At 73.7% G+C, this 26,425-nt stretch carries 23 protein-coding genes; 14 read left to right on the top strand and 9 right to left on the bottom strand.

What is annotated here, in order from left to right; all coding sequences use genetic code 11:
- Nucleotides 1–274: 274 nt before the first annotated feature.
- A complete protein-coding gene (locus tag B7R87_RS08165) occupies nucleotides 275–982 on the bottom strand; it encodes a hypothetical protein (RefSeq protein ID WP_006349528.1) in 708 nt (235 codons plus the stop codon).
- A 230-nt stretch (nucleotides 983–1,212) separates the two neighbouring features.
- On the opposite strand from B7R87_RS08165, the gene B7R87_RS08160 reads away from it, so the two are divergent.
- Nucleotides 1,213–2,688 (top strand): aldehyde dehydrogenase, encoded by a 1,476-nt coding sequence (locus B7R87_RS08160; protein WP_006349529.1) that lies wholly within the window; start codon nucleotides 1,213–1,215, stop codon nucleotides 2,686–2,688.
- 64 nt (nucleotides 2,689–2,752) lie between these two features.
- Complete coding sequence (locus tag B7R87_RS08155) at nucleotides 2,753–2,986, top strand: ferredoxin (protein ID WP_006349530.1); 234 nt, start codon at nucleotides 2,753–2,755, stop codon at nucleotides 2,984–2,986.
- Between the two features lie 46 nt (nucleotides 2,987–3,032).
- Here B7R87_RS08155 and B7R87_RS08150 read toward each other — a convergent pair whose 3' ends face one another.
- The gene (locus B7R87_RS08150) at nucleotides 3,033–3,653 is read right to left on the bottom strand and encodes a TetR family transcriptional regulator (RefSeq protein WP_006349531.1); all 621 of its coding nucleotides are present in this window, start codon (nucleotides 3,651–3,653) and stop codon (nucleotides 3,033–3,035) included.
- Between the two features lie 728 nt (nucleotides 3,654–4,381).
- On the opposite strand from B7R87_RS08150, the gene B7R87_RS08145 reads away from it, so the two are divergent.
- The 3 genes from B7R87_RS08145 to B7R87_RS08135 all read left to right on the top strand — a co-directional run bounded on the left by B7R87_RS08145 (nucleotide 4,382) and on the right by B7R87_RS08135 (nucleotide 7,639).
- Nucleotides 4,382–5,653 (top strand): glycosyltransferase family 4 protein, encoded by a 1,272-nt coding sequence (locus tag B7R87_RS08145; RefSeq protein ID WP_233169033.1) that lies wholly within the window; start codon nucleotides 4,382–4,384, stop codon nucleotides 5,651–5,653.
- 166 nt (nucleotides 5,654–5,819) lie between these two features.
- Nucleotides 5,820–6,551, top strand: a complete 732-nt coding sequence (locus B7R87_RS08140; protein WP_006349533.1) for a class I SAM-dependent methyltransferase — start codon at nucleotides 5,820–5,822, stop codon at nucleotides 6,549–6,551.
- Nucleotides 6,548–7,639 carry a prenyltransferase gene (locus tag B7R87_RS08135; RefSeq protein ID WP_040916425.1) on the top strand — a complete coding sequence of 364 codons (1,092 nt, stop codon included), beginning with the start codon at nucleotides 6,548–6,550 and terminating at the stop codon, nucleotides 7,637–7,639. The genes B7R87_RS08140 and B7R87_RS08135 overlap by 4 nt, the downstream gene beginning before the upstream one ends.
- Here the strand turns inward: B7R87_RS08135 and B7R87_RS08130 are convergent.
- The 4 genes from B7R87_RS08130 to B7R87_RS08115 all read right to left on the bottom strand — a co-directional run bounded on the left by B7R87_RS08130 (nucleotide 7,636) and on the right by B7R87_RS08115 (nucleotide 11,689).
- Complete coding sequence (locus B7R87_RS08130) at nucleotides 7,636–8,655, bottom strand: LLM class F420-dependent oxidoreductase (RefSeq protein WP_006349535.1); 1,020 nt, start codon at nucleotides 8,653–8,655, stop codon at nucleotides 7,636–7,638. The two genes, B7R87_RS08135 and B7R87_RS08130, sit on opposite strands and share 4 nt — an antisense overlap.
- A 137-nt stretch (nucleotides 8,656–8,792) precedes the next feature.
- Nucleotides 8,793–9,602, bottom strand: coding sequence for a hypothetical protein (locus B7R87_RS08125; protein ID WP_006349536.1), 810 nt, complete (start codon nucleotides 9,600–9,602; stop codon nucleotides 8,793–8,795).
- Nucleotides 9,603–10,003: 401 nt separating this feature from the next.
- Nucleotides 10,004–10,909, bottom strand: coding sequence for an N-acetylmuramoyl-L-alanine amidase (locus tag B7R87_RS08120; RefSeq protein ID WP_187144640.1), 906 nt, complete (start codon nucleotides 10,907–10,909; stop codon nucleotides 10,004–10,006).
- A 129-nt stretch (nucleotides 10,910–11,038) separates the two neighbouring features.
- Nucleotides 11,039–11,689, bottom strand: a complete 651-nt coding sequence (locus B7R87_RS08115; RefSeq protein WP_006349538.1) for a class I SAM-dependent methyltransferase — start codon at nucleotides 11,687–11,689, stop codon at nucleotides 11,039–11,041.
- 256 nt (nucleotides 11,690–11,945) lie between these two features.
- Here B7R87_RS08115 and B7R87_RS08110 point away from each other — a divergent pair, with 256 nt between their 5' ends.
- The 3 genes from B7R87_RS08110 to B7R87_RS08100 all read left to right on the top strand — a co-directional run bounded on the left by B7R87_RS08110 (nucleotide 11,946) and on the right by B7R87_RS08100 (nucleotide 17,197).
- A complete protein-coding gene (locus tag B7R87_RS08110; protein ID WP_130584584.1) occupies nucleotides 11,946–14,186 on the top strand; it encodes an acyl-CoA dehydrogenase in 2,241 nt (746 codons plus the stop codon).
- 49 nt (nucleotides 14,187–14,235) lie between these two features.
- Nucleotides 14,236–15,468, top strand: coding sequence for a thiolase C-terminal domain-containing protein (locus tag B7R87_RS08105; protein WP_006349541.1), 1,233 nt, complete (start codon nucleotides 14,236–14,238; stop codon nucleotides 15,466–15,468).
- Between the two features lie 127 nt (nucleotides 15,469–15,595).
- Complete coding sequence (locus B7R87_RS08100) at nucleotides 15,596–17,197, top strand: MFS transporter (protein WP_130584583.1); 1,602 nt, start codon at nucleotides 15,596–15,598, stop codon at nucleotides 17,195–17,197.
- Nucleotides 17,198–17,480: 283 nt separating this feature from the next.
- On the opposite strand, the gene B7R87_RS08095 is transcribed toward B7R87_RS08100, so the two are convergent.
- Complete coding sequence (locus B7R87_RS08095) at nucleotides 17,481–17,939, bottom strand: response regulator (protein WP_006349543.1); 459 nt, start codon at nucleotides 17,937–17,939, stop codon at nucleotides 17,481–17,483.
- 382 nt (nucleotides 17,940–18,321) lie between these two features.
- On the opposite strand from B7R87_RS08095, the gene B7R87_RS08090 reads away from it, so the two are divergent.
- The 3 genes from B7R87_RS08090 (at nucleotide 18,322) to B7R87_RS08080 (ending at nucleotide 21,337) form a co-directional block, all read left to right on the top strand.
- Nucleotides 18,322–19,179 (top strand): MaoC/PaaZ C-terminal domain-containing protein, encoded by an 858-nt coding sequence (locus tag B7R87_RS08090; RefSeq protein WP_006349544.1) that lies wholly within the window; start codon nucleotides 18,322–18,324, stop codon nucleotides 19,177–19,179.
- Nucleotides 19,180–19,233: 54 nt separating this feature from the next.
- Nucleotides 19,234–20,310 (top strand): alcohol dehydrogenase catalytic domain-containing protein, encoded by a 1,077-nt coding sequence (locus tag B7R87_RS08085; RefSeq protein WP_006349545.1) that lies wholly within the window; start codon nucleotides 19,234–19,236, stop codon nucleotides 20,308–20,310.
- 85 nt (nucleotides 20,311–20,395) lie between these two features.
- Nucleotides 20,396–21,337, top strand: a complete 942-nt coding sequence (locus tag B7R87_RS08080; protein WP_006349546.1) for a 3-oxoacyl-ACP reductase — start codon at nucleotides 20,396–20,398, stop codon at nucleotides 21,335–21,337.
- Between the two features lie 196 nt (nucleotides 21,338–21,533).
- Here the strand turns inward: B7R87_RS08080 and B7R87_RS33070 are convergent, their stop codons facing one another.
- Nucleotides 21,534–21,695: a hypothetical protein gene (locus B7R87_RS33070; protein ID WP_164516000.1), complete on the bottom strand. Its 162-nt coding sequence runs from the start codon at nucleotides 21,693–21,695 to the stop codon at nucleotides 21,534–21,536.
- 123 nt (nucleotides 21,696–21,818) lie between these two features.
- Nucleotides 21,819–23,048 (bottom strand): hypothetical protein, encoded by a 1,230-nt coding sequence (locus B7R87_RS08075; protein WP_006349547.1) that lies wholly within the window; start codon nucleotides 23,046–23,048, stop codon nucleotides 21,819–21,821.
- A 356-nt stretch (nucleotides 23,049–23,404) separates the two neighbouring features.
- Here B7R87_RS08075 and B7R87_RS08070 point away from each other — a divergent pair, with 356 nt between their 5' ends.
- Genes B7R87_RS08070 through B7R87_RS08060 form a run of 3 tightly spaced genes read left to right on the top strand, consistent with a single transcriptional unit; the run spans nucleotide 23,405 to nucleotide 26,363 of the window.
- The gene (locus B7R87_RS08070; RefSeq protein ID WP_006349548.1) at nucleotides 23,405–24,256 is read left to right on the top strand and encodes a Nif3-like dinuclear metal center hexameric protein; all 852 of its coding nucleotides are present in this window, start codon (nucleotides 23,405–23,407) and stop codon (nucleotides 24,254–24,256) included.
- Nucleotides 24,253–24,996 carry a zinc ribbon domain-containing protein gene (locus tag B7R87_RS08065; RefSeq protein WP_040916433.1) on the top strand — a complete coding sequence of 248 codons (744 nt, stop codon included), beginning with the start codon at nucleotides 24,253–24,255 and terminating at the stop codon, nucleotides 24,994–24,996. Before B7R87_RS08070 ends, B7R87_RS08065 begins: the two co-directional genes overlap by 4 nt.
- Nucleotides 24,996–26,363, top strand: coding sequence for a bifunctional RNase H/acid phosphatase (locus B7R87_RS08060; protein ID WP_130584582.1), 1,368 nt, complete (start codon nucleotides 24,996–24,998; stop codon nucleotides 26,361–26,363). The genes B7R87_RS08065 and B7R87_RS08060 overlap by 1 nt, the downstream gene beginning before the upstream one ends.
- The last annotated feature ends 62 nt before the right edge of the window (nucleotides 26,364–26,425 follow it).

Here is a 26,425-nt window from a genome sequence, read left to right as displayed (position 1 = left end):
GCTGCTCTCCGGGACGGTGCGGCGATCGGTGCCGCCGTGGGCCCGTGCGGGACTGCGGCTGCGGGTGGGCGCCGTGCCCGGCGGGGTTCGTTCTCCGGCTGTGCCCCTGTTCGCGCTGTTCGTGCTGCTCGCGGTGGTCCGCGGGCCCCGCTGCCGGTGGCCCCCGGGGCACGTACCCCCGCTACTCGTTGACGTGGGCAACTGCATCATAACGGAATCTGATGCAGTGTCAGGAACTCTGCCGTCGGGGCTTTCTCGCGGTAGCGGGCATCGGCTATGCGGTACCGGGTGCCGGCTTCGCGGCGCCGGGCATCAGCTCCGCCACCCGCTCCGGCGTCCACCCCTCCGCGCCCGGCGCCGCCGCCAGATAGCGCGCGACCGTGGACGCCTCCCACGCCCCGGCGTCCAGCAGCCCGGCCGCCAGATGCCGCAGGTAAGCGGCGGACGGGCACACCCCGGGGACCTCGCCGCACCGCCACGGCGCGGTGAAGGTCAGCACCGGCAGCCCGCCGACGAACCCGGGGCAGACCAGCGTCTCGTACCGGCCCGGCCCGAGCGCCGCGCGCCCGTCGGCCAGCGCCCCGGCCGGGTCGAGATCCGTACCGGGGCCGGGGGTGCGGTACATCTCCTGCGCCGCGATGTCGGAGAACTGGCCGAGCGTGATCAGATACGCCCGCGCCCAGGTCGTGCCCCCGGCGTCCGGGTCCCAGAACGCCCGTCCGCCCGACCAGACCGGCGACCGGGTCGCGAAGTGCAGCCTGCCCGGGAGTTCGAGCGGGATGGACCGCTCGGGGGGCCGTGGATCCCGGCAGCCCGGAGTGGGCCGCGCCGCCCCCGCCGGCCGCCCGCCGAGGAGATAGGCGCGCAGCCGTACCGGGTCGGTGTTGGAGCCGTACGAGGCGTACCAGACCCGCTCGGGCCGCGCACCGGCCGCCGGTGGGCGCGGATCCGGGCGTACCGGACGCGGGGGAGTGCCGCTCATGCACCCACCGTACGCACCGCCTCCGGGATCCGGCCGGGGCGCCGCGCCCCGGCCCCCGGCCCCCGCGGTCCGCCCCGCCCGGCTCCCGGGTCTGGATTACTCCTCCCGGAGCTGATATCAGTTCTGACGCAGCGTCAGAAATCTCGTTCAGAGATCTCGTTCAGAAATCTCGTCGGACATCTCGTCGGACATCTGGTGGAAGAAGCCCCGGCGCGGGAGAGGCGGCGGCCATGACGGAACCCACGGAACCCACGGAGTTCACCGCACACGAACAGCTCTTCATCGGCGGAGCCTGGACCGACCCCCTCGGCACCGACACCATCGACGTCGTCTCGCCCCATACCGAACAGGTCATCGGCCGGGTCCCGCACGCGTCCCCGGCGGACGCGGACCGGGCCGTCGCCGCCGCCCGCCGGGCCTTCGACGAGGGGCCCTGGCCCCGGATGGCCCTGGAGGAGCGGATCGCGGTCATCGGCCGGATCAAGGACGCGATCGCCGTACGTCACGAGGAGTTCGCCCGGGTGATCAGCGCCCAGAACGGCTCCCCGTACGCGTGGAGCGTCCTCGCCCAGGCGCTCGGCGCGATGATGGTGTGGGATTCCGCGATCACCGTGGCCCGCGCGGTCGCGGAGGAGGAGCCGCGCGCGGGGGTGCTCGGCCCGATCCTGGTGCGGCGCGAACCCGTCGGCGTCGTCGCGGCGATCGTGCCGTGGAACGTCCCGCAGTTCACCGCGGCGGCCAAACTCGCCCCCGCCCTGCTCGCGGGCTGTACGGCGGTGCTGAAACCCTCCCCGGAGACCCCTCTCGACTCCTATCTCCTCGCCGAGATCGTCCGCGAGGCCGGACTGCCCGAAGGCGTGCTGTCCATCCTGCCCGCGGGGCGCGGGACCGGCGAGTATCTGGTGGGGCATCCGGGCGTCGACAAGGTGTCCTTCACCGGCTCGGTAGCCGCGGGCCGGCGCGTCATGGAGGTGGCCGCCCGCAATCTGACCCGGGTCACCCTCGAACTGGGCGGAAAGTCGGCCGCGGTGATCCTGCCGGACGCCGATATCTCCGAAGCGGTCGCCGGGATCGCCCCCGCGGCCTGGATGAACAACGGTCAGGCGTGCGTGGCCCAGACCCGGATCCTGGCACCGCGCGCACGCTACGCGGAGACAGCCGAAGCGCTGACCGCCGCGGCGGAGGCGCTGACCGTCGGTGATCCGCTGGACCCCGCCACCGGGCTCGGCCCGCTGGTCGCGGAGCGCCAGCGCCGCCGCTCCCTCGACTACATCGGGGCCGGGCGGAGCGAAGGCGCCCGGATCCTCACCGGCGGCGGCCGCCCGAAGGGGCTGGAGCGGGGCTGGTACGTCGAACCGACCCTCCTGGGCGACGTCGACAACGGGATGCGCGTGGCACGGGAGGAGATCTTCGGACCGGTCGTCTGTCTGCTGCCGTACGGGGACGAGGAGGAGGCGGTACGGATCGCGAACGACTCCGACTACGGGCTCAGCGGCAGCGTGTGGACCGCCGACCCGGAGCGCGGTATCGCCTTCGCCCGCAGGATCCGGACCGGGACGTACAACGTCAACACCTTCAGCCTCGACATGCTGGGCCCCTTCGGCGGCTACAAGAACTCCGGGCTCGGGCGGGAGTTCGGAACCGAGGGGTACGCCGCGTATCTGGAGCACAAGACGATCCATCTGCCCGCCGGATACGGCTCCTGAGCCGCCGGAAGCGGACCGCGACCACGGCACGGCACAACTCGAACTCGACGGACGGAGGCGTGTGATGGGCGACCGCTGGCACGTGGAGGTCGACCGAGGGGTCTGCATCGGCTCCGGGATGTGCGTGGGTACGGCCCCGGAGGGCTTCGCCCTGGACTCGGCGCGGCAGGCCCGCCCCAAGGAGGCGGCGACGGACGCGAACGAGACCGTGCTCGCAGCGGCGGAGAACTGTCCGGTGGAGGCGATCGTGATCACCCTGCTGGACAGCGGTGAACCGGTCTTTCCGCCGGAGGAGTGAGCCGGGAACCGGGCCGGGCCCGCCCCGGCCCGGCGCCCAACGGGCCTCAGCCCCGGCGGCCCCGCCGGCCGTCCGCCTCCGGGTCCGGCGCCGTCAGGTCGATCAGCCGGCACACGGTCTCGATGTCGATCTTCACCTGGGCGATCGACGCCCGCCCCGACAGCCAGGTGATCAGCGCCGAGTGCCAGGTGTGTTCGATCACCCGGACCGCCGAGAGCTGCTCGGGCGTCGGATCGTCGAGGCCCGTCGCGTCCAGGATGATCGCCGTCGTCTGCCGCGAGACCGTGTCCACCTCGGGGCTGACACTGCGGTCGGCGAAGGTCAGGGCGCGCACCATCGCGTCCGCGAGCTGCGGTTCGCGCTGGAGCGCCCGGAAGGCCCGCATCAGGGTCTCCGCCACCCGCTCGGCTGCGGTCGCCCCGCCCGGGGGCCGTTTGCGGAGGGTGGTGTGGAGATGCTGGAGCTGGTCCTGCATGGTGGCGACCAGCAGGTGGATCTTGGAGGGGAAGTAGCGGTAGAGGGTGCCGAGGGCGACGCCCGCGGCCTCGGCCACCTCCCGCATCTGGACGGCTTCGAAGCCGCCCCGGCCCGCGAGCTGGGCGCTGGCGTGCAGGATCCGGCGGCGTCTGGCCTCCTGGCGCTCCGTCAGGGGCGGCGAGCCGGGCACCGTCCCCGGCTGCGGTACGGGGCCCCGCCCGGCGCCCGCCCCCGGCCGGGCCGCGGACCCGGCCGCGGACCGCGCCCCCGCGGACCCGGCCGCGGACCGCGCCCCTGCGGGTGCGGCTGCGGCCGCGGAGTACGGGGCGGCGGTACGGGGCCGGGGGCCCGGCCCCGCCGCGGGGTCGGGTGCGGGGTCCGGTGCGGGTCCGGCGGCCGGAGCAGGTTCCGTGCCGTTCGCGCCGCGGGGAACCGGCCCGGAAGCCCGTCCGGGTCCCCGTCGTGCCTGCTGGGCTTCGGCTGTCATCGTCCGCGTACCCCGTTCCCCGTTGCGCCCGTTGCCGAGCCCGCCGTACCCGGCCCGTCGTGGCGTGAATCACCTGATCCGGCCGTCATGACGGAGCTACCTGCGGGTAGATTCAATGCTCCTTGAGCGGGCAAGTCTGAAACTTGTTCTAGATTAGCGCGAGCGGTTACGCTCCGCCGAAACGTAGGGGAGACAGGGGGCCGTGAGTGACCGCTGAGGCCATCGAAGCCGGTCCCCGTGACCCGGAGGACGGCGCGCCGCGCGATCCCGTCCGAACCCCCGGAAACGACACTCCCCAGCCCCCCGGAAACGGCTCCCTCCTGCCCTCCGGAGACGACTCCCCCCAGCCCCCCGGAAGCGGCGGCCGCGACACTCCCGGAGCCCCCGCCGACGCCCCCCGCGGCGGCGCCCCCGGCCGCGGTGAACGCCCCCTGCGCATCGCCCTCCTCACGTACAAGGGCAATCCTTTCTGCGGCGGCCAGGGCGTCTACGTCCGCCATCTCTCCCGCGAACTCGCCCGCCTCGGCCACGACGTCGAGGTGATCGGTGCCCAGCCCTATCCCGTGCTCGACCCGGAAGAGGGCGTCCGGCTCACCGAACTCCCCAGCCTCGACCTCTACCGCAGCCCGGACCCCTTCCGTACGCCCGCCCGGGACGAGTACCGCGACTGGGTCGACGCCCTGGAGGTCGGCACCATGTGGACCGGCGGCTTTCCCGAGCCGCTGACGTTCTCCCTGCGGGCCCGCCGCCATCTGCGCGCCCACCGCGGCCGGTTCGACGTCGTCCACGACAACCAGACCCTCGGCTACGGACTCCTCGGCGACCTCGGCGCCCCTCTGGTCACCACCGTCCACCACCCGATCACCGTCGACCGGCAGCTCGAACTCGACGCCGCCGCCGGCTGGCAGCGCCGGGCCTCGCTGCGCCGCTGGTACGCCTTCACCCGGATGCAGAAGCGCGTGGCCCGGCGGCTGCCGTCCGTGCTCACGGTCTCCGACACCTCCCGGCGCGAGATCGAAGAGCACCTCGGCGTCCGCCCCGACCGCATCCGCGTGGTCCACATCGGCGCCGACACCGGCCTGTTCTCGCCCGATCCGGCCGTCGCCGAGATCCCCGGCCGGATCATCACCACCTCCAGCGCCGATGTGCCGCTCAAGGGCCTGGTGCATCTGGTGGAGGCGCTGGCCAAGGTCCGTACCGAACACCCCGGCGCGCATCTCGTCGTGGTCGGCAAGCGGGCCGAGGACGGGCCGGTCGCCCGGGCCATCGAACGGTACGGGCTCGGCGGCGCGGTCGAGTTCGTCAAGGGCGTCTCCGACCCGGAGCTGGTCGATCTGGTGCGCGGCTCGCAGATCGCCTGCGTACCGTCCCTGTACGAGGGTTTCTCCCTGCCCGCCGCGGAGGCGATGGCCACCGGCACTCCGCTCACCGCCACCACCGGCGGTGCGATCCCGGAGGTCGCCGGCCCCGACGGCGAGACCTGCCTCGCGGTACCGCCCGGCGACGCGGGCGCCCTGGCGGCGGCCCTGGGCCGGCTGCTCGGGGACGCGGAGCTGCGGGCGCGGCTGGGCGCGGCCGGGCGCGCCCGGGTGCTGGAACGATTCACCTGGGCCCGTGCCGCGGAGGGCACGGCGGAGCTGTACCGGGAGGCCGTGGAGCGGGCCGCGCGCTCGCGCCGGGGAGCCCGGACGGCCGCCCGGTGACCCGCCCCGCCCGTACCCGCGCTTCTTCCGGGTGCGCCGCCGTACCGCCGCCCGCCGCTTCCACAGCGGTCGCAGCCGTGGTCGCCGGAACGTTTCCGCCCCGCCGGTGTCCCCGCCCGTCCCCCTCCTTCCGCCCCTCCCGTGCCGACCGCGAAAGCAGGAACGCGTGCTGACCGTCGACTTCTCCCGCTTCCCGCTCGCCCCCGGCGACCGTGTCCTGGACCTCGGCTGCGGTGCCGGACGCCATGCCTTCGAGTGCTACCGGCGCGGGGCCCGGGTCGTCGCCCTCGACCGCAACGCCGAGGAGATCCGCGAGGTCGCCAAGTGGTTCGCGGCGATGAAGGAGGCGGGTGAGGCACCCGAGGGCGCCACCGCCACCGCCATGGAGGGCGATGCGCTCAACCTCCCCTTCCCCGACGAGTCCTTCGACGTCGTGATCATCTCCGAGGTGATGGAGCACATCCACGACGACAAGGGCGTGCTCGCCGAGATGGTCCGGGTCCTGCGGCCCGGCGGCCGGATCGCGGTCACCGTCCCCCGCTACGGCCCCGAGAAGATCTGCTGGGCGCTCAGCGACGCCTACCACGAGGTCGAGGGCGGCCATATCCGCATCTACAAGGCGGACGAACTCCTCGCGCGTATCGAGGAGGCCGGACTCGTCCCGTACGGCACCCACCACGCCCACGCCCTGCACAGCCCCTACTGGTGGCTCAAGTGCGCCTTCGGCGTCGACAACGACAAGGTCCTGCCGGTCAAGGCGTACCACAAGCTCCTGGTCTGGGACATCATGAAGAAGCCACTGGCCACCCGGCTCGCCGAACAGGCCCTCAACCCGCTGATCGGCAAGAGCTTCGTGGCCTACGCGACCAAGCCCGCGCTGCCCCTGGCGCAGGCGTGACGACACCCCGGACCCCGCACACTCCGCCGACCGGCCGTCTTGTCCTGTCCGGTGTGCTGACGGCCGCCCAGGCCGCCGAGACCGTCGCCGGGATCCGTGCCCAGCAGTGCGACGACGGCGCGATCCCCTGGTTCCGCGGCCACCACCTCGACCCCTGGGACCACACCGAGGCGGCGATGGCGCTGGACGCGGCCGGGGAGCACGAGGCCGCGGCCCGGGCGTACGACTGGCTGCGGGAGCACCAGAACGACGACGGCTCCTGGTACGCGGCCTACCAGGACGGCGACCCGGCCCGGCCCACCGACCGGGGCCGCGAGACCAACTTCACCGCATACGTCGCCGTCGGCACCTGGCACCACTGGCTGACCACCCGCGACCCGGCCTTCCTCGACCGTATGTGGCCCGTGGTCCGTGCCGCGCTGGACTTCGTCGTACGGCTCCAGCAGCCCGGCGGCGAGATCGGCTGGAAGCGCGAGGCGGACGGCACCCCCGTCACCGACGCGCTGCTGACCGGCTGTTCGTCGGTGCACCACGCGCTGCGCTGCGGTCTCGCGATCGCCGAGGAGCGCGGTGAGCCGCAGCCCGACTGGGAGCTGGCGGCGGGCGCCCTCGCCCATGCGATCCGGTGCCATCCCGAGCGGTTCCTCGACAAGTCGCACTATTCGATGGACTGGTACTACCCGGTGCTCGGCGGCGCGGTCACCGGCGCGGCGGCCAGGGCCCGGCTCGACGAGCGCTGGGACGCATTCGTGGTGCCCGGACTCGGGGTGCGCTGCGTGCTGCCCAACCCCTGGGTGACCGGCGGCGAGAGCTGCGAACTGGCGCTGGCGCTGTGGGCGGCGGGGGATGCGGAGCGGGCGCACGAGGTGCTGCGCTCCATCGGGCATCTGCGGGCCGGGGACGGCATGTACTGGACGGGGTACGTCTTCGAGGACCGCGCGGTCTGGCCGGAGGAGCGGACGACCTGGACCGCGGGCTCCCTGCTGCTGGCCGTCGCCGCGCTCGGCGGCGACGAACCGACCCGCGCGGTCTTCGGCGGTACGGACCTGCCGGAGGGGCTGGCGCCGGACTGCTGCGGGAACGGTTAGAGCACCAGCTCCGCGAGGGTTCGCAGGGTCGCCGGGTCGGGGGAGGTGACGAGAAGGTCCGTCGCCGGGGTCGTACGCCAGAGTTCGAGGCGTTCCGCGATCCGGGCGCGCGGGCCGACCAGCGAGATCTCGTCGGCGAAGGCGTCCGGGACCGCCTGGACCGCCTCCGCCCGGCGGCCCTCCGCGAAGAGCCGCTGGACCCTTCGCGCCTCCTCCTCGTACCCCATCCTCGCCATCAGATCGGCGTGGAAGTTGCGGCTGGTGTGCCCCATGCCGCCGATGTAGAAGCCCAGCATGGTCTTCACCGGCAGCAGTCCCTGCGCGATGTCGTCGCAGACCGCGGCCCGCACCATCGGCGCGATCACGAAGTCGCCGGTGCGCCCGGCGAGCGGGGCGAGGGACTCCTCGTACACACCGGGTCGCAGCGGGGACCAGTAGAGCGGCAGCCAGCCGTCGGCGATCCGGGCGGTCTGGGCGATGTTCTTCGGGCCCTCAGCGCCCAGCAGGACCGGCAGTCCGGACCGGAGCGGATGGGTGATGGACTTCAGCGGTCTGCCGAGGCCGGTGCCGTCGGGACCGGTGTACGGATGGGAGTGGTAGCGGCCCTCGTGCACCACCGGCCCCTCGCGTCGCAGCACTTGCCGGACGACATCGACGTACTCCCGGGTCGCGGTGAGCGGGGAGGCCGGGAAGGGGCGGCCGTACCAGCCCTCCACCACCTGCGGCCCCGACAGACCGAGGCCCAGCATCAGCCGGCCGCCGGAGAGATGGTCGAGGGTGAGGGCATGCATCGCGGTCGCGGTCGGGGTGCGGGCGGCCATCTGCGCGACGGCGGTGCCGAGCCGGATCCGGGAGGTGTGCGCGGCTATCCACGTCAGCGGGGTGAAGGCATCGGAGCCCCAGGCCTCCGAGGTCCACACCGAGTGGTAGCCGAGCCGTTCGGCCTCCAGGGCGAGGCCGAGCCGGTCCGGATCGGGGCCGCGGCCCCAGTAGCCGAGGGCCAGTCCCAGTCGCACGGCCTCACCCCGCCCTTCCGTACCGCCCGAACGCCCAAATGCCCGAACGCCTCAATGTGACGGTGCGTCAGAATACGGCAGCGACCCCCCGCCCGGAAGGGCGAGGGGCCGGAGGCCTTGCGGGCGGAACCGCGCGGTCAGCCGCGCTGGATACCGGTGGTGTCCTGGAGCACGCCGCGGCGGCCGTCCTGCGTCTGCGCCACCAGCGCCTGGCCGCGCTGGTCGACGGCGAGGTACCAGGTGCCGGGCGCCAGTTCGGCGATCGGCGTCGGGGAGCCGTCCTCCGGGTACAGCGGGCGGGCCACCGGCACCGCGAACCAGAACGGCGCGAACTCGGGGGCGCCGCCGGGCGTACCGCCGGGCGGCGTGGCACCCGGGACGTTCTGCTGGGCCGGCTGGCCGGGGTAGGGCTGCTGCTGGCCGGGTGCCTGCGCGCCGGGGTAGCCGTAACCGCCCTGAGGGTGCCCGCCGTACGGGGACGGGGGAGCCGCCGGGCTGGGCGTGCCCAGCAGGGGGGCCTTGAACGCGGGCACGAGCTGCCCGCAGAGCGCGCCCGCCGCCAGCAGGAGCGCCGCGATCAGGCCGAGGATCAGACCGGTACCGGCGTCGAGGCTGAACTCGCCCATGTCGAACGAGCCCGACGGGTCGAAGATGGCGCCCAGCGCGGTCCAGGCGGTGAAGACCGTGGCGATCACGCCGATGTGGCCCAGCTCGATGCCGAGGACCTTCGGCGGACGGGGCAGCAGGTGCGAGAGCACGATCAGCACGGCGCCGATCACGCCGGCGAGATAGACCCCCAGCAGCAGGGCCCCGTTGTCCCAGGCGTTCGGCACGTCGTCGCACCTGGTGCCGGCGCAGTCGAACGTGTCGAGGAACGAGGCGATGAACAGCAGTACCGCTGCTCCGATCACCACGCCGTCGCCTCGTGTGAGGGAGCGGATGTTCACGTGAGAATCCTTCGTCGGTCGTCTCGGGTCGTCGTCGCATCGGGGCGCTCGGCGCAGTGCGGGGACTCCCCCGTCACCCGGGGTGAATCTATCGTCTGCCGCTTCCCGGCGTCTGCCCGGTATACGGACTCACAGGGAACGGAGCCCCCGGAGGAGCCGGATGGAAACCCGATCGGAACCGGATCGGGATCTTGGGTGACGGCCGGGTGGGGGAAGGGTGACGACGGGCGGCCGGAATGCGCTCGGGCTCTGCTCGATTCCCGGGGATTCGCGTGGGATCGCGCGGAATCCGCATCCGGATACGGCGGTGTACGGCGTGAGCGGGGACGGTCGTCCAGGCGGTGGAGACGGTCGTGTTCGGGCGGTGGGGATCGTTGTTCAGGCGACTGGGACAGCGGTGTTCAGGCGGTGGGGGCGAGGAAGGCGCGCAGCCCCTCCGCGATGCCCAGGGCCGCCTTCTGCCGCCAGTCGGCGCTCGCCAGCAGTGCCGCGTCCCGGGAGTCACCCATGTTTCCGCACTCGACGAAGACCTTGGGGACCGTGGAGAGGTTCAGTCCGCCGAGATCGGTGCGCACGTCGAGGCCGGTGCCGCCGCCGAGGTAGTTGGCCCGGCCGGAGCCCGTGGCCCGGGCGAAGGCTTCCACGACGTGCTCGCCCAGTTGCCGGGAGGGGCCGACGATCGCGGTGGTGTCGGCGCCGCCCGATTCGACCTTTCCGGGCAGGATCACATGGAATCCCCGGTGGCCCTCCGCCGATCCGTCGGCATGAACGGAAATGACGGCGTCGGCCTTCGCCTCGTTGCCGATCCGGGCCCGTTCGTCGATGCACGGACCGAAGGCCCGCTCGCCTTCCTCATGGGTGAGGACGACCTTTGCGCCCTCCTTTTCGAGCAGGGCCCGCAGCCGCTGTGAAACATCACGGGTGAATGCGGCTTCGGTGTATCCGTCCGCGGCCGCCGTACCCGTCGTGTCGCATTCCTTGCGATGGGTTCCGATGTCGACGAGCTGATTGATGTCGGCGGAATGGCGGAAGTTGCCGGGATTGTGTCCGGGGTCGATCACCACGATCCGGCCGGAGAGGTGCCCTTCGCGGGTGCTCCGGGCCGTGGCCGGGGGGCGGTCGTCCGTACGGCCGTGTGCGCGGTCCGGTGCCCCGGCCGCCGGGAGCGCCCGGCCGTCCCCGCGGGGCGCGGAACCGTCGGCGGACCGCCAGGAGAGCCATCCGGCGAGCGCCCCGCCGGCCACGGCCACGACGGCGGTGGCGGCGACGGCGCGCCGGACGTGGCGCCGCGGACGGGCGGCGGGCACCGGTCCGCCGGCGCCCTGCCCGGGGGTTCCGGTCGGGGCGTCGGCGGCGGGCACGGCATCGGACTCGCGGCGCTCGCGGTGCTGGTGGTGCTCGTGGTGCGACACGAGGGGCAGCCTAGACCGGGGAGGTCAGATTCCCGGGCCGATACGCCGCAGGACGCGCAGCGAGTCCGTGGCCGAGATCTCGGTGAACGCACCCGAGGCCAGTGCCCGCCGGTGGATCCGGTACGGGGCCTGCCCGCCGTCCGCCGGATCGGGGAAGACGTCGTGGATCACCAGCAGCCCGCCGGGGGCGACATGGGGCGCCCAGCACTCGTAGTCGGCCGTGGCGTGTTCGTCGGTGTGGCCGCCGTCGATGAACACCAGTCCCAGCGGGGCCGCCCAGACCCGGGCGACCTGCGGCGACCGTCCGACGATCGCGATCACATGGTCCTCCAGACCGGCCCGCAGGAGCGTACGGCGGAAGGTCGGCAGCGTGTCCATCAGGCCGACCTCCGGGTCGACCACCTCCGGGTCGTGGTACTCCCAGCCGGGCTGCTGTTCCTCGCTGCCGCGGTGGTGGTCCACGGTGACCGCGATCGTTCCGGCGGACCGGGCGGCGGCAGCGAGCAGGATCGTGGACCGGCCGCAGTACGTCCCCACCTCCAGCAGCGGCAGCCCCGGCGCCGCCGCCTCGGCCGCGGCCGCGTACAGCGCGAGCCCCTCGGCGGGCGGCATAAAGCCCTTGGCCGCCGCGAACGCGTCGAGGACCTCCGGCGCGGGAGAGGGGGTGTGGCTCATGGCGGATTCCTTCTGGCGGTGCGGGGTGCGGCGGTGCGGTGGCGCCGCCGTACGGATATGCGGTGGTACGGGCCCGCTGCCGTACGGGTGTACGGGTACGGGCCCGGCGGACCATGGTGCCCCACGGGCCCCGCGGGGTCGACGGCCGGTCCGGACCCGCCCGCCCCGGCGGCCGGGACATGCCCCTGCATCCGACCTCGGGAATCCTCTGTATCTGACCTACCGTCAGATTGAAACGTGTTCTACTCTGCCGCCCATGGGCATCGGAATCACGCACGAACACCAGGAACTGGCCCGGTCCGTGCGGGGCTGGCTGACCAGGGCCGTGCCGCCCGGGGACGTACGCAAGCTCCTCGACGCCCCACGCACCGACGACCCGCCCGGCCGTCCGGCGCACTGGGACGCGGCCGCCGCCCAGGGCCTCCTCGGGATCCACCTCCCCGAGCGGTACGGCGGGGGCGGCGGCACCCTCCTCGAACTGGCGGTGGCGCTGGAGGAGACCGGGGCGGCCCTGCTCCCGGGGCCGTACCCCGGACACGCCCTCGCCGCCGAAGTGCTGCGCCGCACGGCCCACCACGACCTCGTCGCCGCGCTCGCCGACGGCCGCCGCGTCGCGGCCGCCGCCTTCGGGCCCGGCGGGCTGACCGCCGTACGCGACGCGGACGGCGGACTCGTCGTCGACGGCACCGCACCGCCCGTCCTCGGCGGCGGCCACGCCGATCTGCTGCTGATCGCCGCCGTGACCGCCGACGGCACGGTGTGGGCCGCGGCCGACGCGGACGCCTTCGCCGTCAGGGTCCACGAGAGCGCCGACCCCACCCGTCCCACCGCCGAAGTCACCGCAGCGGCCGTCCGCGTACCCGCCTCCAGGGTCCTCGACCCGGCCGCCGCCGACCCCGGGCTCGTCCGCGACCTCGCCGGGGTGCTGCTCGCCGCCGAAGCCTGCGGGGTGGCGGCCAGGGCCCTGACGACCGCCGTCGAACACGCCAAGGTCAGAGAACAGTTCGGCAGCCCCATCGGCCGCTTCCAGGCGGTCAAGCACCTCTGCGCCGACATGCTGATCCGGCTGGAACGGGCCAGGGCGCTCACCTGGGACGCCGCGATCGCCGCAGGCGCCGGAGACCCTTTTGCAGGCCCCGCAGACCCCGCGCCCCGGCAGGCGCCCGGCGCCGAACCGTACCCCGCTCGCGCCCTGACCGCCGCCTTCGCCGCCGCCACCGCGCTCGACGCCTCGTACACCTGCGCCAAGGACTGCATCCAGATCCTCGGCGGCACCGGGTTCACCTGGGAACACGACGCCCACCTCCTGCTGCGCCGGGCCGTCGTCGCCCGTCAGCTGACCGGGCCCGCCGACGAGCAGTTGCTGCGGGCCGCACGGCTGGCCGCCGCGGGGGCCCGGCGCGAGCTGCGGACCGAGCTCCCGCCGGAGGCCGCCGCCCACCGGCTGCGGGTACGGCCGGTGATCGCCGCCGCCCGCGGTCTCGACCCCGCCGCCGCCCGCCGCGCCCTCGCCCCCACCGGGCTCGCCGCCCCCCATCTGCCCCCGCCCTACGGCCTCGGCGCCGGGCCCGTGGAGCAGCTCGCCGTCCAGCGGGAGCTGGCCGACGCCGGTGTCACCCTCAGTGGACTGTCCATCGGCGCCTGGGTCGTACCGTCCCTGCTCGCCCACGGCACACCGGAGCAGCAGGAACGTCTCGTCCCCGGCACCCTCCGCGGGGAACTGCGCTGGTGCCAGCTGTTCAGCGAACCGGGCGCCGGATCGGATCTCGCCTCCCTCACCACCCGGGCCGAGCGCACCCCCGACGGCCGCTGGCGCATCACCGGCCAGAAGGTGTGGACCAGCGCCGCCCACAAGGCCGACCACGGCATCCTGCTGGCCCGTACCGACCCCGAAGCGCCACGGCACCGCGGGCTGACCTACTTCGTCGTCGACCTCCGCGCCTGCGAGGGCGTCACCATCCGCCCCCTGCGGGAGATCACCGGGGACTCCGTCTTCAACGAGGTGTGGTTCGACGGCACCCTGCTGCCCGCCGACGCCGTCGTGGGGGAGGTGGGCGACGGCTGGCGGGTGGCCCGCAACACCCTGGGCAACGAACGCGTCCACATGGCCGACCAGATGGCCTTCGACAGCGGTCTCGAAGCGCTGCTCGCGGCCGTACCCGGGCTCGACGGCGCCCGGCGCGCCCGGATCGGCGCCCTCGCCGCCGAGGCGCACGCCCTCAACTGCCTGGCGCTGCGCACCACCCTGCGGCAGGTGTCCGGACTCGAACCCGGCCCGGGTGCCTCCGTACGGAAGCTCGTCCAGACCCTCCACCAGCAGAAGACCGCAGAACTCGGCCTGGAACTCCTCGGTCCGGCGGGCGCGGTGGCCGAGGGCGCGGGGGAGGGGGCCGTCCGGGGACTGCTGATGTCCCGGTGCCTGACCATCGCCGGGGGCACCACCCAGGTGCAGCTCAACGTGGTGGCCGAGCGGATCCTCGGTCTGCCGCGGGACTGACCGCCACGGATGCATCGACGGACCGATCGCGGACGGAAGGAGCAGGGACATGATGACGGCCAGTGCGAAGAGCTTTGTCCTCGGCGTCGGCACGACACCCTTCGAGAAACCCGGAGCACGGGATCTGCCGTACTGGGACCTGGCACGGGAAGCGGGTACGGAGGCCCTCACCGATGCCGGAATCGGGTACGCCGACGTGGAACAGGCGGTCGTCGGCTACTGCTTCCAGCCCTCCACGGCCGGTCAGCGCGCCGTGTACACCCTCGGACTCACCGGCATCCCCGTCTACAACGTCAACAACAACTGTGCCACCGGGGCGACCGCACTCGTACTCGCCCGGCAGCTCGTGGAGGGCGGGGCCGCCGACTGCGTACTCGCCCTGGGCTTCGAGAAGATGCGGAAGGGCCCCCTGGGCGGCGGTGCGGACGCCGGAGCCGATTTCGCCGCCTCGCCCGTCGCCCGGCACTACGGGGTGATGGCCGCCGCCCACGGCTTCGGGGCCGCCCCGCCGACCGCCCAGATCTTCGGCAACGCGGCCCGTGAGCACATGGAGCGGTACGGCACCACCGAGGCGCAGCTCGCCGCCGTCGCCGCCAAGAACCACCGCCACTCCGCGCACAATCCGCAGGCCCAGTTCCGGGACGTGTACACGGTGGAGGAGATCCTCGCCGCGCGGACGATCCACCCGCCCCTGACCAAACTCCAGTGCTCGCCGACCTCGGACGGCGCGGCGGCGGTGGTCGTCGTGTCCGAACGCTTCCTGCGGCAGCGGACGCCCGGGCCGGGATCCGGCGGGGGAACGGCGGCGCGGGCCGTGGAGATCGCGGGCCAGGCGATGGCCACCGACACCGAGGAGTCCTTCGCTTCGGGGTCGTGCATCGACGTCGTCGGCCGGCCGATGTCCAGGGCCGCGGCGTACCGGGCATACGAATCGTCGGGGCTGGGGATAGAGGATGTCGACGTCGTCGAACTGCACGACTGCTTCTCCGTCAACGAGCTGCTGACGTACGAGGCGCTGGGCATGTGCGAGGACGGCGGCTCCGGGAAACTGGTGGCCGACGGGGCGACGACCTACGGCGGCCGCTGGGTGGTCAATCCGTCGGGCGGGCTGATCTCCAAGGGGCATCCGCTGGGCGCGACCGGGCTGGCGCAGACCGCCGAACTGGTCCGGCAGCTCCGGGGCGAGGCGGGGAAACGGCAGGTCGCGGGCGCGCGGGTGGGGCTGGCGCACAACATCGGACTCGGCGGGGCCGCGGTGGTCACCCTCCTGCGGGCCCGATAGAACCGCTGGGCCCGACAGACCGCAGCCGTCTCCTGTGGATCCCGCCGGGCTCCCCCGGGCGTCCCGCCGGCCCCGGGTTGTCCACAACCCGGATGTGCGTTCGGGACTTCGCTGCGACCATGGCGCAATGCCCCACTCACGACCGCACCACCCGTCCGAACCCCATCGCGGCAAACCTCTCCAAACCGGCACCGGCGCAGACGCAGGGACCGGCACCGGCACCGGTGTTCACGCCGTCGTCCCGGCACCTGACCCGGCGGCCGTCACGGCAGCCCTCCCCGCCGAGCCCCGCGCGGGCGGCCCCCGCCGCCCCGCGAGCGGTCCAGCCCGGGCCCCGGGCGGTCCGCGGCGGTCCGTCCCCACCTGGCTGGTGCTGCTCACGGTCTGCGCCGGACAGTTCCTGGTCGTCCTCGACGTGTCCGTGGTCAATGTGGCCCTGCCGTCGATGCGTACCGACCTGGGGCTCTCCACCACCGGGCTCCAGTGGGTGCTGAACGCCTACACCATCGCCTTCGCCGGGTTCATGCTGCTGGGCGGGCGCGCGGCCGATCTGTTCGGCAGCAAGCGGATGTTCCTCGTGGGGCTCGGGCTGTTCACGGTCGCGTCCCTGGCGGGCGGGGTGGCCCAGGAGGGCTGGCAGTTGCTCGCCGCCCGGGCGGTCCAGGGCCTGGGGGCCGCCGTGCTCGCCCCGGCGACCCTCACCATCATCATGGCCGCGGTGCCGCCGGGGCCGGCCCGTACCCGGGCGATAGGGACCTGGGCCGCGGTGGGCGCCGCGGGCGGGGCCGCGGGCGGACTGGTCGGCGGGCTCCTCACGGACCTGCTGTCCTGGCGCTGGGTGCTGCTGATCAACGTGCCCGTCGGGGCGCTGGTCCTGGTGGCCGGGGTGCTCTGGCTGGCGGAGGGGCGCGGCGGCCCGGGGCGCCGGCTCGACCTGCCGGGGGCCGTCCTGGTCACGGCGGGCCTGGCGGCCGTCGCCTACGGCATCGTGGAGACCGAGGCGGCCGGCTGGGGCAGCCCGGCGTCACTGCTGCCGCTGTTCGCCGGAGTGCTGCTGCTCGGGGTGTTCGTGGCCGTGGAGGCGCGGACGGCGGTTCCGCTGATGCCGCTGAAGCTCTTCCGCTCCCGTGCGGTGACCGCGGCGAACGCGACCATGCTGCTGACCGGATCGGCCTCCTTCGCCTCCTGGTTCTTTATGACGATGTACGCGCAGAACGTGCTCGGGTACGGCCCGCTGAAGGCCGGAGTCGCCCTGATACCCAGCTCCATCAGCATCGTCGTCGGCTCGAAGCTGGCGCCGCCGCTGATGGCCCGGGTGGGGACCCGGACGGTCGCCGTCGGCGGCGCCCTGGTGGCGTCCGCGGGTTTCGCCTGGCAGTCGGCGATGACGGCCGACGGAAGCTATGCGACCTCCGTACTCGGCCCCGGAGTGCTGATGCTGGCCGGGATCGGGCTGGCGGCGACCCCGCTCTCCGCGCTGGCGACCGCCGGGGTGGCTGCGGAGGACGCGGGGCTGGCCTCCGGGCTGATCAACACCTCGCGCACCATGGGCGGCGCGCTGGGTCTCGCGGTCCTCTCGACGGTCGCCGCGTCCCGCTCCGGCGGCAGCACCTCGCCGGAGGCCCTGACGGCGGGCTACGCCCTGGCGTTCCGCTGCGGGGCGGTCGCCCTGTTCACGGCGGCGCTGCTGATGCTGGTCTGGCTGCCGAAGGGAGAGGGCGAACGGTAGCTCCCACAACGGCCGGGGTCCGAGCCCGTACCGGTCCCGGGACGCCGGGCCGCCGTCGCAGAGCGCCGTACGAGAGCGGCGACGGTGCCGTGGAGGCGGGCCGCCCCCGGCCCGGCAGCCGCCCCCGCACCGGCCGTCGTCCGCACCGGACGATATGCGCGCTGGTCGTCGTCCGCACCGGTCGTCGTGCGCGCTGGTCGTCGTCCGCACCGGTCGTCGTGCGCGCTCGTCGTTGTCCGTGCCGGTCGGCGGGCAGGTCCGCGGCCGTCGCCGCCGGGGGTGCTCAGCCGGTCGGCTGCGCCGGGTCCGGGGGAGGCAGCAGGGCCGGGTCGATCACGGTCTCCCCGGTGAGACAGCGGTGCACGGCCCGGACCAGTTCCTCGTGCGGTCCGTCCTTGACCAGCAGGCCCACCGCCCCGGCGGCCAGCGCCCGGTCCGCGAGACCGGGGCGGCCGGAGCCGGTCAGCAGCAGCACCCGGCATTCGGGCGCTTCGGCGAGCAGCCGGGTGGTGGCGTCGAGACCGTCGCCGTCCGGGAGCACCGCGTCCAGCAGGGCGACATCGGGTCGGCGGTCCCGTGCCGCGTCCGCCACCTCCGAGCCCCGCCCCACCTGCGCGACCACGGCGAAACCGGGTTCGAGTCCCAGCAGCAGGGCCAGCGCCCCGCCGGTCGCTCCGCCGTCCCCGGCGAGCAGGATCCGTACGGACACGGCCGGGCGATGATCCTGGGGCATTTCTTCCATGTGTGAAGGGTATGTCCGATGATGTCCCCGCCTGTTGTGACACGGCGCCCGCCCGCCCCCGGATCCGATGGCTGACGTACTGTCAGATATTGACCTGACGACACGTCAGGAGTCTTCCTTTGCTCCGGGGGCTGCGTTATACATACCTCCAACCGGACCTGGAACGTGTTCTAGGCCCGGGTCCGGAGAGCGGCGCCGTCCGGGCGGAGGGAGCCCATGACCGGGCGGCAGGCGCGGATCCGGACCGGGCCGGAGGACCGGACCTCGGGGCCGGCCCCGTACGACCTCGGCGCGGCCGACGGTGCGGACGGTCGCGCCGAGGTCTTCCAGCACAGCGCCCGGAGGCGGACCGAGCCTCGTCCAGCAAGGGAGCAGCAGCCTCATGCCCATCGACCCCGTCAGGGCCCTCGCCGCCGAACCCCGCACCGCCGAAATCTCCTGGGACCACCGGGACGTCCAGCTCTACCATCTGGGCCTGGGCGCCGGGATCCCCGCGACCGACCCCGGCGAACTCCGCTACACCCTGGAGTCCCGGCTCCACGTCCTGCCGACCTTCGCCACGGTCGCCGGTCGGGGCAAGGGCATCGCGGGCGGCCTCACCGGCCCCGGGCTCGACATCGACCTCACCGCCGTGCTCCACGGCGGCCAGACCGTCCGCCTCCACCGCCCCGTCCCGCCCGTCGGCACCGCCGTCTCGTCGAGCCGGGTCGCCGCCGTCCACGACAAGGGCAAGGCCGCCGTCGTCGTCCTGCGGACCGAGGCCTCCGACGCCGAGGGACCGCTCTGGACCAACGACGCGCAGATCTTCGTCCGGGGGGAGGGCGGCTTCGGCGGCGAACGCGGCCCCTCCGTCCGTACCGAACTCCCCGACCGCGAACCCGACAAGACCGTCGAGCGGCACATCAGGGAGGACCAGGCGCTGCTGTACCGGCTCTCCGGCGATCTCAATCCGCTCCACGCCGATCCGGAGTTCGCCGCGCTCGCCGGCTTCGACCGGCCGATCCTGCACGGGTTGTGCACCTACGGAATGACCCTCAAGGCCGTCGTCGACACCCTCCTCGGCGGGGAGCCGGCCCGGATCACCTCGTACACCACACGCTTCGCCGGGATCGTCTTCCCCGGCGAGACGCTCCGGATCCGCATGTGGGCGGAGGACGAACGCCGGGTACGGGTCGCGGTCGGCGCCGTCGAGCGGGACGACGCGCCCGTCCTCACCGACACCCTCGTCGAACACCACTGAACCGCCCCCGCCGCGCCCCGGCCGCGGGGGCAACGACACGAGAGGAGCCGTACCGTGCGCGCAGCCGTCCTGCACGAGACCGGGCAGACCAAGCTCGAAGTCCTCGACGATCTGGAGGCCGTGGGCTTCGGTCCCGGCAGGGTCAGGATCCGGATCCGGGCCACCGGGCTCTGCCACTCGGACCTCTCCGCGATGACCGGAGTCCTGCCACAGCCCGTGCCCTTCGTCCCCGGCCACGAGGCCGCGGGCGACGTCGTCGACGTCGGTGACGGCGTCACCCGGGTCAGGCCCGGCGACCGGGTCCTCGTCTCGTGGCTGCCCGCCTGCGGGGACTGCCCGTCCTGCCGCCGCGGCCAGACCCAGCTCTGCCTCTCCGGCTTGATGAACGCGGGCACCCCGAACTTCCGCCGCCCCTCCGGCGACGTCTTCGGCTTCGCGGGCACCGGAACCTTCGCCGAGGAGATCGTCGTCGCCGCGGACGCGGCCGTACCCGTCCCGGACGACGTCCCGTACGACATCGCCGCCCTCATCGGCTGCGGGGTGACCACCGGTATCGGCGCGGCCGTCAACACCGCCGACGTCGGCGCCGGTTCGTCGGTCGCCGTCATCGGCTGCGGCGGGGTCGGCATCTGTGCGATCCAGGGCGCCCGGCTCAAGGGAGCGGCGCAGATCGTCGCGGTCGACCCCGTCCCGGCCCGGCGCGAGGCCGCGCTCCGCTTCGGTGCCACCGAGGCCGTCGCCCCCGACGCCCTCGGCGACGCCAAACAGCGGCTGACCGGCGGCGAGGGCTTCGACTACGTCTTCGAGGTGGTGGGCAAGTCGGTGACCGCGCGGACCGCGTACGAGACCACCCGGCGCGGCGGCACGCTCTGCGTCGTCGGCGCGGGTGCCATGGACGACGTGCTCGGACTCAACATGTTCGAGCTGTTCTTCGACGAGAAGCGGATCCTGCCGTCGATGTACGGCGGCGGGGACGCCCTCACCTCCTTCGAACGGTCCATCGCCCTGTGGCGCGCGGGCCGGATCGACCTGGCGGGGCTGATCACCCACCGGCTGCCGCTCGCCCGCGTCAACGAGGCGCTGGAGCTGATGCGTACCGGCGAGGGACTGCGCACCTGTATCGAGATCTGAGAGCCGAGCGGGTCCCGCCGGCCCGCGCCGCCGGCCCTCTGACCGCCGGCCTCCTGAACCGCTGGACCGAAGGGAACCGGACCGGATGACACTGCCACTGGACGGACTGTCCGCGATCGTCACGGGCGCGGGCCGCGGTCTGGGACGGGCCGAAGCACTCGAACTGGCCCGGCTCGGCGCGACCGTCGTCGTCAACGACTACGGGCAGCCCGGCCGGGACGGCTCCGGGCGGTCGTCGGCGGCCCCGGCCGACGAGGTCGCGGAGGAGATCCGTACCGCGGGCGGACAGGCCGTCGCCCACCACGGGGACATCGCTGACTTCGCAGGCGCCCGGGAGCTGGTCGCGCTCGCCGTCGAACGCTTCGGCAAGCTCGACGTCCTGGTCAACAACGCGGGCATCCTCCGGGACCGGATGGTGTTCTCAATGACCGAGGACGAGTGGGACTCGGTGATCCGCGTCCATCTCAAAGGCCACTTCAACACCGTGCGTTTCGCTTCGGCGCACTGGCGGGAGCGGGCCAAGGCGGCCGGCGGCCCGGTCTACGGGCGGATCGTCAACACCTCGTCGGAGGCCTTCCTCGCCGGATCCGCCGGACAGCCCAACTACGCGGCGGCCAAGGGCGGCATCGTCGGCCTGACGACGTCCACGGCGGCCGCCCTGGCCCGATACGGCGTCACCGCGAACGCGATCTGCCCGCGGGCCAGGACCCGGATGACGGAGGACGTGTTCGCCGGATACCAGGAACCGGCGGAGGGCGAACTCGACCCGCTGGCACCGGAGCACGTGGCCCCGCTGGTGGGCTATCTGGCCGCCCCCGCCGCTGCGGGCGTGACCGGCCAGGTCTTCGTCGTCCACGGCGGTCTGGTCGCCGTCCTCGAACGGCCCCGGGTCGCGGCGCGGTTCGACACGGAGAAGGAGTGCTTCAGCCACGACGAACTCGACGCCCTGCTCACCCCGCACTTCGCGGCCCGTCCGGCCAAGGAGACCTTCGCCGCGACCGAGGTCCTGGGCCTGCGGAGGGAGTGAGGGGGAGTACGTCGGAAGAGCTTGTCGCAGATGGCGGCTGCGGGGTCCGAGGCTGCATTCCGCACACCCTGAGGAGATCGTCCGGAGTCGGGCGCCCGGTCACGGACTCGGGAAGATCCTGTGACCGGGCCCTGACCACTCCGCTTCCGCGGTCAGCCGCGGAACCAGTGGCTCCGGGGGCCACCGTGACGCATGGTCACCCGGTTTCGGTCTTGCGGTGCTTGCCGTGCGGTTCCACCGCCGCGTCGTCCGGCGCGGCCGTACCCCGGTGCCGGCCGTGTGCTTCGGCCGCCGCGGCAGCGGCTTGGGGCTGGGGCTGGGACTGGGGCGGAGGAGTGTCGGTTCGGGTTTCAGACATGGTTCGGAACTTCCCCGTAGTGGTTGCTTGTACTGTTCACACGTTCTGGCGAGGTCCCACCGCTTCCCGCCGCGCGATCCGTACTCTTCGGCGAACGGCGGAACTTCGCGCAGGTCGGAGAGTTTAGCCAGTCCGGGTACGGTCCATGAGCGGTGCCTGCTGCAACGGAACCGGGCGCTGGGCGGCGGCCGGCCGGGGACCGGATCCGGCGGCGCCCGGATCCCCGGGGGTGTCCGGCGGTTCCGCGGGCGGGGTGAGGAGTGCCACGCCGCAGGGCGTCGTGGGGCCTGCGTACGGCAGTTGCAGTACGCCCTCCGGGGTCCAGCGGCCCGCCCCGGGGAACCAGCCGTCCGGAGCGGCCAGCGGACGCAGCTCCCGGCCCCGCGGACGCCAGACGGCCGGTGCGGGTCCCGTGCCCGTCACGACGGTGAACGCCACGGCACAGCCGTCGGGCTGGAGGACCTGCCCCGGCTGGACCGCGAACGGGGTGACGGCACCGCCCGGCACCCGGAGGCAGTCCGGGAAACGGACCGGGCGCTCGCCGCCGAGGACGCCCCAGCCGATGCGGTCGTCGCCGGGCGCGTCGGAGCGGACCACGAGCAGTCCGCTGTCGGGTGCCGCGAGCAGCAGCCGGTCGTTGCTCTCCGGGGCGATCTGGAGCAGCGGGGAGACCTCGCCGCCGCGTTCCAGGTCGACCGCGACCGCCTTCACCGGGCCGCCGGGCTCCCGCTGCCGGTCGAGGGCGAGCAGCCGTCCCGTACGGTCCAGCCAGACACCGCCGGTGCAGCGGCCCGGGACCTCCGCGACGAACTCGGGCCCGAACGAGCCGCCTGCCACCAGCCAGATCGCGGTCACGACCCCGCCGGGCCCGTCACCCGGCCCGGGGACCAGGAGGTGGGCCCGCGCCCCGTCCGGCGACGGCGGAAGCAGTACGGCCGCCCCGCATCCGTCCGCGGACGGTGTCTCGACTCCGCCGAGGGTGAGCTCCCCGGTCTCCGGGCCGCTGGGATAGAGCAGTGAGAACAACTGCCGTCCGGCGGTCCGGCGGTGGATCAGCACCCGGCCGTCCGCCAGCGGCAGTACCGCCGTATCGGGCTCCTCCGGCTGATACAGCGGCAGGGGTACGGCGTAGGCCTCGGGCCCGTCGAGGGTCCACCGCTCCGGATACCGGGCGTCCCCGGAGCCCGCCAGCCTCGCCGCGTAGCCCCCGTCGGCGGAGAAGGTCAGGGCCGGGGACCCGTGGGAACAGATGCCGGGGCCGTCCCCGCCCCGCGCCGCACCGCCGCCGGACCCTTCGCTTCCGCCGGGGCCGTTCCACTGTGTCGACGCCGTCTCGACCGCACAGGCTGTCATCGTTCGGTCACCTCCGGCCACGAAGCTAGATTTCGTACTTCCTGCCGAACAACACGAGAACTCCCACTTCACACATACGGGTGGCCGGGTACCGATTCGGCTGAGGGGGAGCCGGTGGCTGTGCTGGGGCGCGGTGAACGGCGGTCGGTGGCTGGTCGGCGGTCGGTCTGCGGTCGGTCGGCGGTCGGTCGGCGGTCGGTCTGCGGGTGGTCTGCGGGTGGTCTGCGGTCGGTCGCGAGGCGATCACGGAAGGGAACCCGGGCGGGCCGACGGCACTCCTGTCCAGTGTGATGATCAGGCCGGAGTTGTGGACAGGGCAGGCCGGGAGACGGCGGGGCGCGGGTAACCTGTGTCCCGTGCCCCGCCTCTCCGAAGTCATCGCAGCCCTCGACGCCCTCTGGCCCCCGGCCCGGGCCGAGCAGTGGGATGCCGTGGGGACCGTCTGCGGTGATCCCGACGCCGAAGTACGGGGGGTCCTGTTCGCCGTCGACCCCGTCCAGCAGATCGTGGACGAGGCCGTGGAGCTGGACGTCCAGCTCGTGGTGGCCCATCACCCCCTCTATCTCCGCGGCACCACGACGGTCGCGGCCGGTCACTTCAAGGGCCGGGTCGTGCACACCCTGATCAAGAACGACATCGCGCTCCATGTCGCCCACACCAACGCCGACACCGCGGACCCCGGGGTCTCCGACGCCCTCGCGGCCGCCCTCGGCCTGAAGGTCCTGCGGCCCCTGGTGCCGGACCCCACCGATCCGTCGGGCCGCCGGGGCCTCGGCCGGATCTGCGAGCCCGAGCACCCCGAGACCCTCGCCGCCTTCGCCGAGCGGGCCGCCCGTCTGCTTCCGGCCACCGCGCAGGGCATCCGCCTCGCCGGGGACCCGGACGCCCCGGTGCGGACCGTCGCGGTCAGCGGCGGCTCCGGCGACAGCCTCTTCGACGCGGTCCGGGCCGCCGGTGTCGACGCCTTCCTCACCGCCGATCTGCGCCACCATCCCGCGTCCGAGGCCACCGAGCGCTCCCCGCTCGGTCTGGTCGACGCCGCGCACTGGGCCACCGAGTGGCCCTGGTGCGCACAGGCGGCCGCCCAGCTCGACGAGATCTCCGACCGGCACGGCTGGGACCTCCGGGTCCATGTCTCGTCCACGGTCACCGACCCCTGGTCATCCCATACCGCTTCCCTTTCCTCTTCTCCTGGAGCCCCCAACTGAACGCCGCGCCCGCCGACCAGATCCGACTCCTCGACGTCCAGAACCTCGATGTGCGACTGTCGCAGCTCGCCCACAAGCGGAGGTCGCTCCCCGAGCACGCGGAGCTCGACTCGCTCACCAAGGACCTCACCCAGCTCCGTGATCTGCTGGTCGCCGCGCAGACCGAGGAGAGCGACACCGCACGCGAGCAGACCAAGGCCGAGCAGGACGTGGACCAGGTCCGCCAGCGCGCCGCCCGCGACCAGCAGCGGCTGGACTCGGGCGCGATCACCTCGCCCAAGGACCTGGAGAGCCTCCAGCGCGAGATCGTCTCCCTCGCCAAGCGCCAGGGCGATCTGGAGGACGTGGTCCTCGATGTGATGGAGCGCCGCGAGGCCGTCCAGGAGCGGGTGACCGAGCTCACCGCCCGGGTCTCCTCCGTCCAGGCCAAGGCCGATGACGCCACCGCCCGCCGCGACACCGCGGAGCAGGAGCTGGACGACCAGTCGGCTTCGATCGTCAAGGAGCGCGAGGCGATCGCCGCCGTGGTCCCCGCCGATCTGCTGAAGCTCTACGAGAAGCTCCGCGTCCAGCAGGGCGGAGTCGGCGCCGCCCGGCTCTACCAGCGCCGCTGCGAGGGCTGCCGGCTGGAGCTCAACATCACCGAACTGAACGAGGTCAGGTCCGCCGCTTCCGACAAGGTGGTCCGCTGCGAGAACTGCAGCCGCATCCTCGTTCGCACCGCCGAGTCCGGTCTCTGATGCCCTCGTTCGTCGTCGAGGCGGACGGCGGATCCCGGGGCAACCCCGGCCCCGCGGGCTACGGCGCCGTGGTGCTCGACCCGGTCACCGGCGAGACCCTCGCCGAGGCCGCCGAGTACATCGGTGTCGCCACGAACAACGTCGCCGAATACAAGGGGCTGATCGCCGGGCTGCGGGCCGCCCGGGACATCGCCCCGGACGCCTCGGTCCGGGTCCGGATGGACTCCAAGCTGGTCGTCGAGCAGATGTCGGGCCGCTGGAAGATCAAGCACCCCGATATGAAGCCGCTGGCGGCGGAGGCGGCGCGGATCTTCCCCCGGTCCGCCGTGACGTACGAGTGGATTCCCCGCGAGCAGAACAAGCACGCCGACCGGCTCGCCAACGAGGCGATGGACGCGGGCAAGCGGGGCAAGCAGTGGGAACCCTCCCGCTCCACCGCCGCGCTCGACACCTCCGCGGCCCGTGCGGCGGCCGAGGAGCCCCGCACGGTCGGCGACGCCACGGCGGGCGCGGCCCGTGCCCGTGCGGCGCTCGCCGGAGCCGGTGCCGGTGCTGGAGCCGGTGCCGGTGCCGGGGCCGTGTCCCGGGCGGCCACCGCGGAGACTCCGTCCGGGGCCCCCTCCGGGACGTTCCCGACGGGCTCCGCCGCGGGCCGCGAGAGCGACGCACGGCCGCAGCCCGAGGCCGATGCGGCGGGTGCTCCGCCCGTCGGCTGGGCGGCCTCCGCCGATCTCGGCACCCCCACCACCCTGGTCCTGCTGCGCCACGGCGAAACGGCGCTCACCCCCGAGAAGCGCTTCTCGGGCAGCGGCGGCGGCGATCCCGAACTCTCCCCGGTGGGCCGGAGGCAGGCCGAGGCCGTCGCGGCGGCGCTCGCCGCCCGGGGCACGGTCCAGGAGATCGTCAGCTCACCGCTGAGGCGCTGCCGGGAGACCGCCGAGGCGGTCGCCGCCCGGCTCGGGCTCGACGTCCGTATCGAGGAGGGGCTGCGGGAGACCGACTTCGGCGCCTGGGAGGGGCTCACCTTCGCGGAGGTCCAGCAGCGCCACCCGGAGGATCTCGCCGCCTGGCTCTCGTCGGCCAAGGCCGCACCCACCGGCGGCGGGGAGAGCTTCACCTCGGTCTCGCGCCGGGTCTCGGCCGCCCGTGACCGGCTCATCGCCCGCTCGCCGGGCCGCACGGTCCTGCTGGTCACCCATGTCACCCCCGTCAAGACCCTGGTCCGGCTGGCCCTGGGTGCACCGCCCGAGTCCATGTTCCGGATGGAGCTGTCGGCGGCATCCGTCTCGGCGGTGGCCTACTACGCCGACGGCAATGCCTCGGTCCGGCTGCTGAACGACACCTCCCACCTCCGCGCCGGAGCCTGAGGGCTCGGCCGGCACCCCGGCGCGGGCCTGTGCCGGGGTGCGGGGGAGTACGTCGCCCCGGG

This window comes from Streptomyces tsukubensis, assembly GCF_003932715.1.
GTDB classification, from domain to species: Bacteria; Actinomycetota; Actinomycetes; order Streptomycetales; family Streptomycetaceae; genus Streptomyces; species Streptomyces tsukubensis.
The sequence above is the reverse complement of the archived record's forward strand: the minus strand, read 5'-3'. Positions and strand labels throughout refer to the sequence as shown.

Coding starts and splice junctions, on each gene's coding strand:
- B7R87_RS08165 (WP_006349528.1), bottom strand. CDS start 982: ATGAGCGGCACTCCCCCGCGTCCGGTACGCCCGGATCCGCGCCCACCG.
- B7R87_RS08160 (WP_006349529.1), top strand. CDS start 1,213: ATGACGGAACCCACGGAACCCACGGAGTTCACCGCACACGAACAGCTC.
- B7R87_RS08155 (WP_006349530.1), top strand. CDS start 2,753: ATGGGCGACCGCTGGCACGTGGAGGTCGACCGAGGGGTCTGCATCGGC.
- B7R87_RS08115 (WP_006349538.1), bottom strand. CDS start 11,689: ATGAGCCACACCCCCTCTCCCGCGCCGGAGGTCCTCGACGCGTTCGCG.
- B7R87_RS08110 (WP_130584584.1), top strand. CDS start 11,946: ATGGGCATCGGAATCACGCACGAACACCAGGAACTGGCCCGGTCCGTG.
- B7R87_RS08105 (WP_006349541.1), top strand. CDS start 14,236: ATGATGACGGCCAGTGCGAAGAGCTTTGTCCTCGGCGTCGGCACGACA.
- B7R87_RS08100 (WP_130584583.1), top strand. CDS start 15,596: ATGCCCCACTCACGACCGCACCACCCGTCCGAACCCCATCGCGGCAAA.
- B7R87_RS08095 (WP_006349543.1), bottom strand. CDS start 17,939: ATGGAAGAAATGCCCCAGGATCATCGCCCGGCCGTGTCCGTACGGATC.
- B7R87_RS08090 (WP_006349544.1), top strand. CDS start 18,322: ATGCCCATCGACCCCGTCAGGGCCCTCGCCGCCGAACCCCGCACCGCC.
- B7R87_RS08080 (WP_006349546.1), top strand. CDS start 20,396: ATGACACTGCCACTGGACGGACTGTCCGCGATCGTCACGGGCGCGGGC.
- B7R87_RS33070 (WP_164516000.1), bottom strand. CDS start 21,695: ATGTCTGAAACCCGAACCGACACTCCTCCGCCCCAGTCCCAGCCCCAG.
- B7R87_RS08075 (WP_006349547.1), bottom strand. CDS start 23,048: ATGACAGCCTGTGCGGTCGAGACGGCGTCGACACAGTGGAACGGCCCC.
- B7R87_RS08060 (WP_130584582.1), top strand. CDS start 24,996: ATGCCCTCGTTCGTCGTCGAGGCGGACGGCGGATCCCGGGGCAACCCC.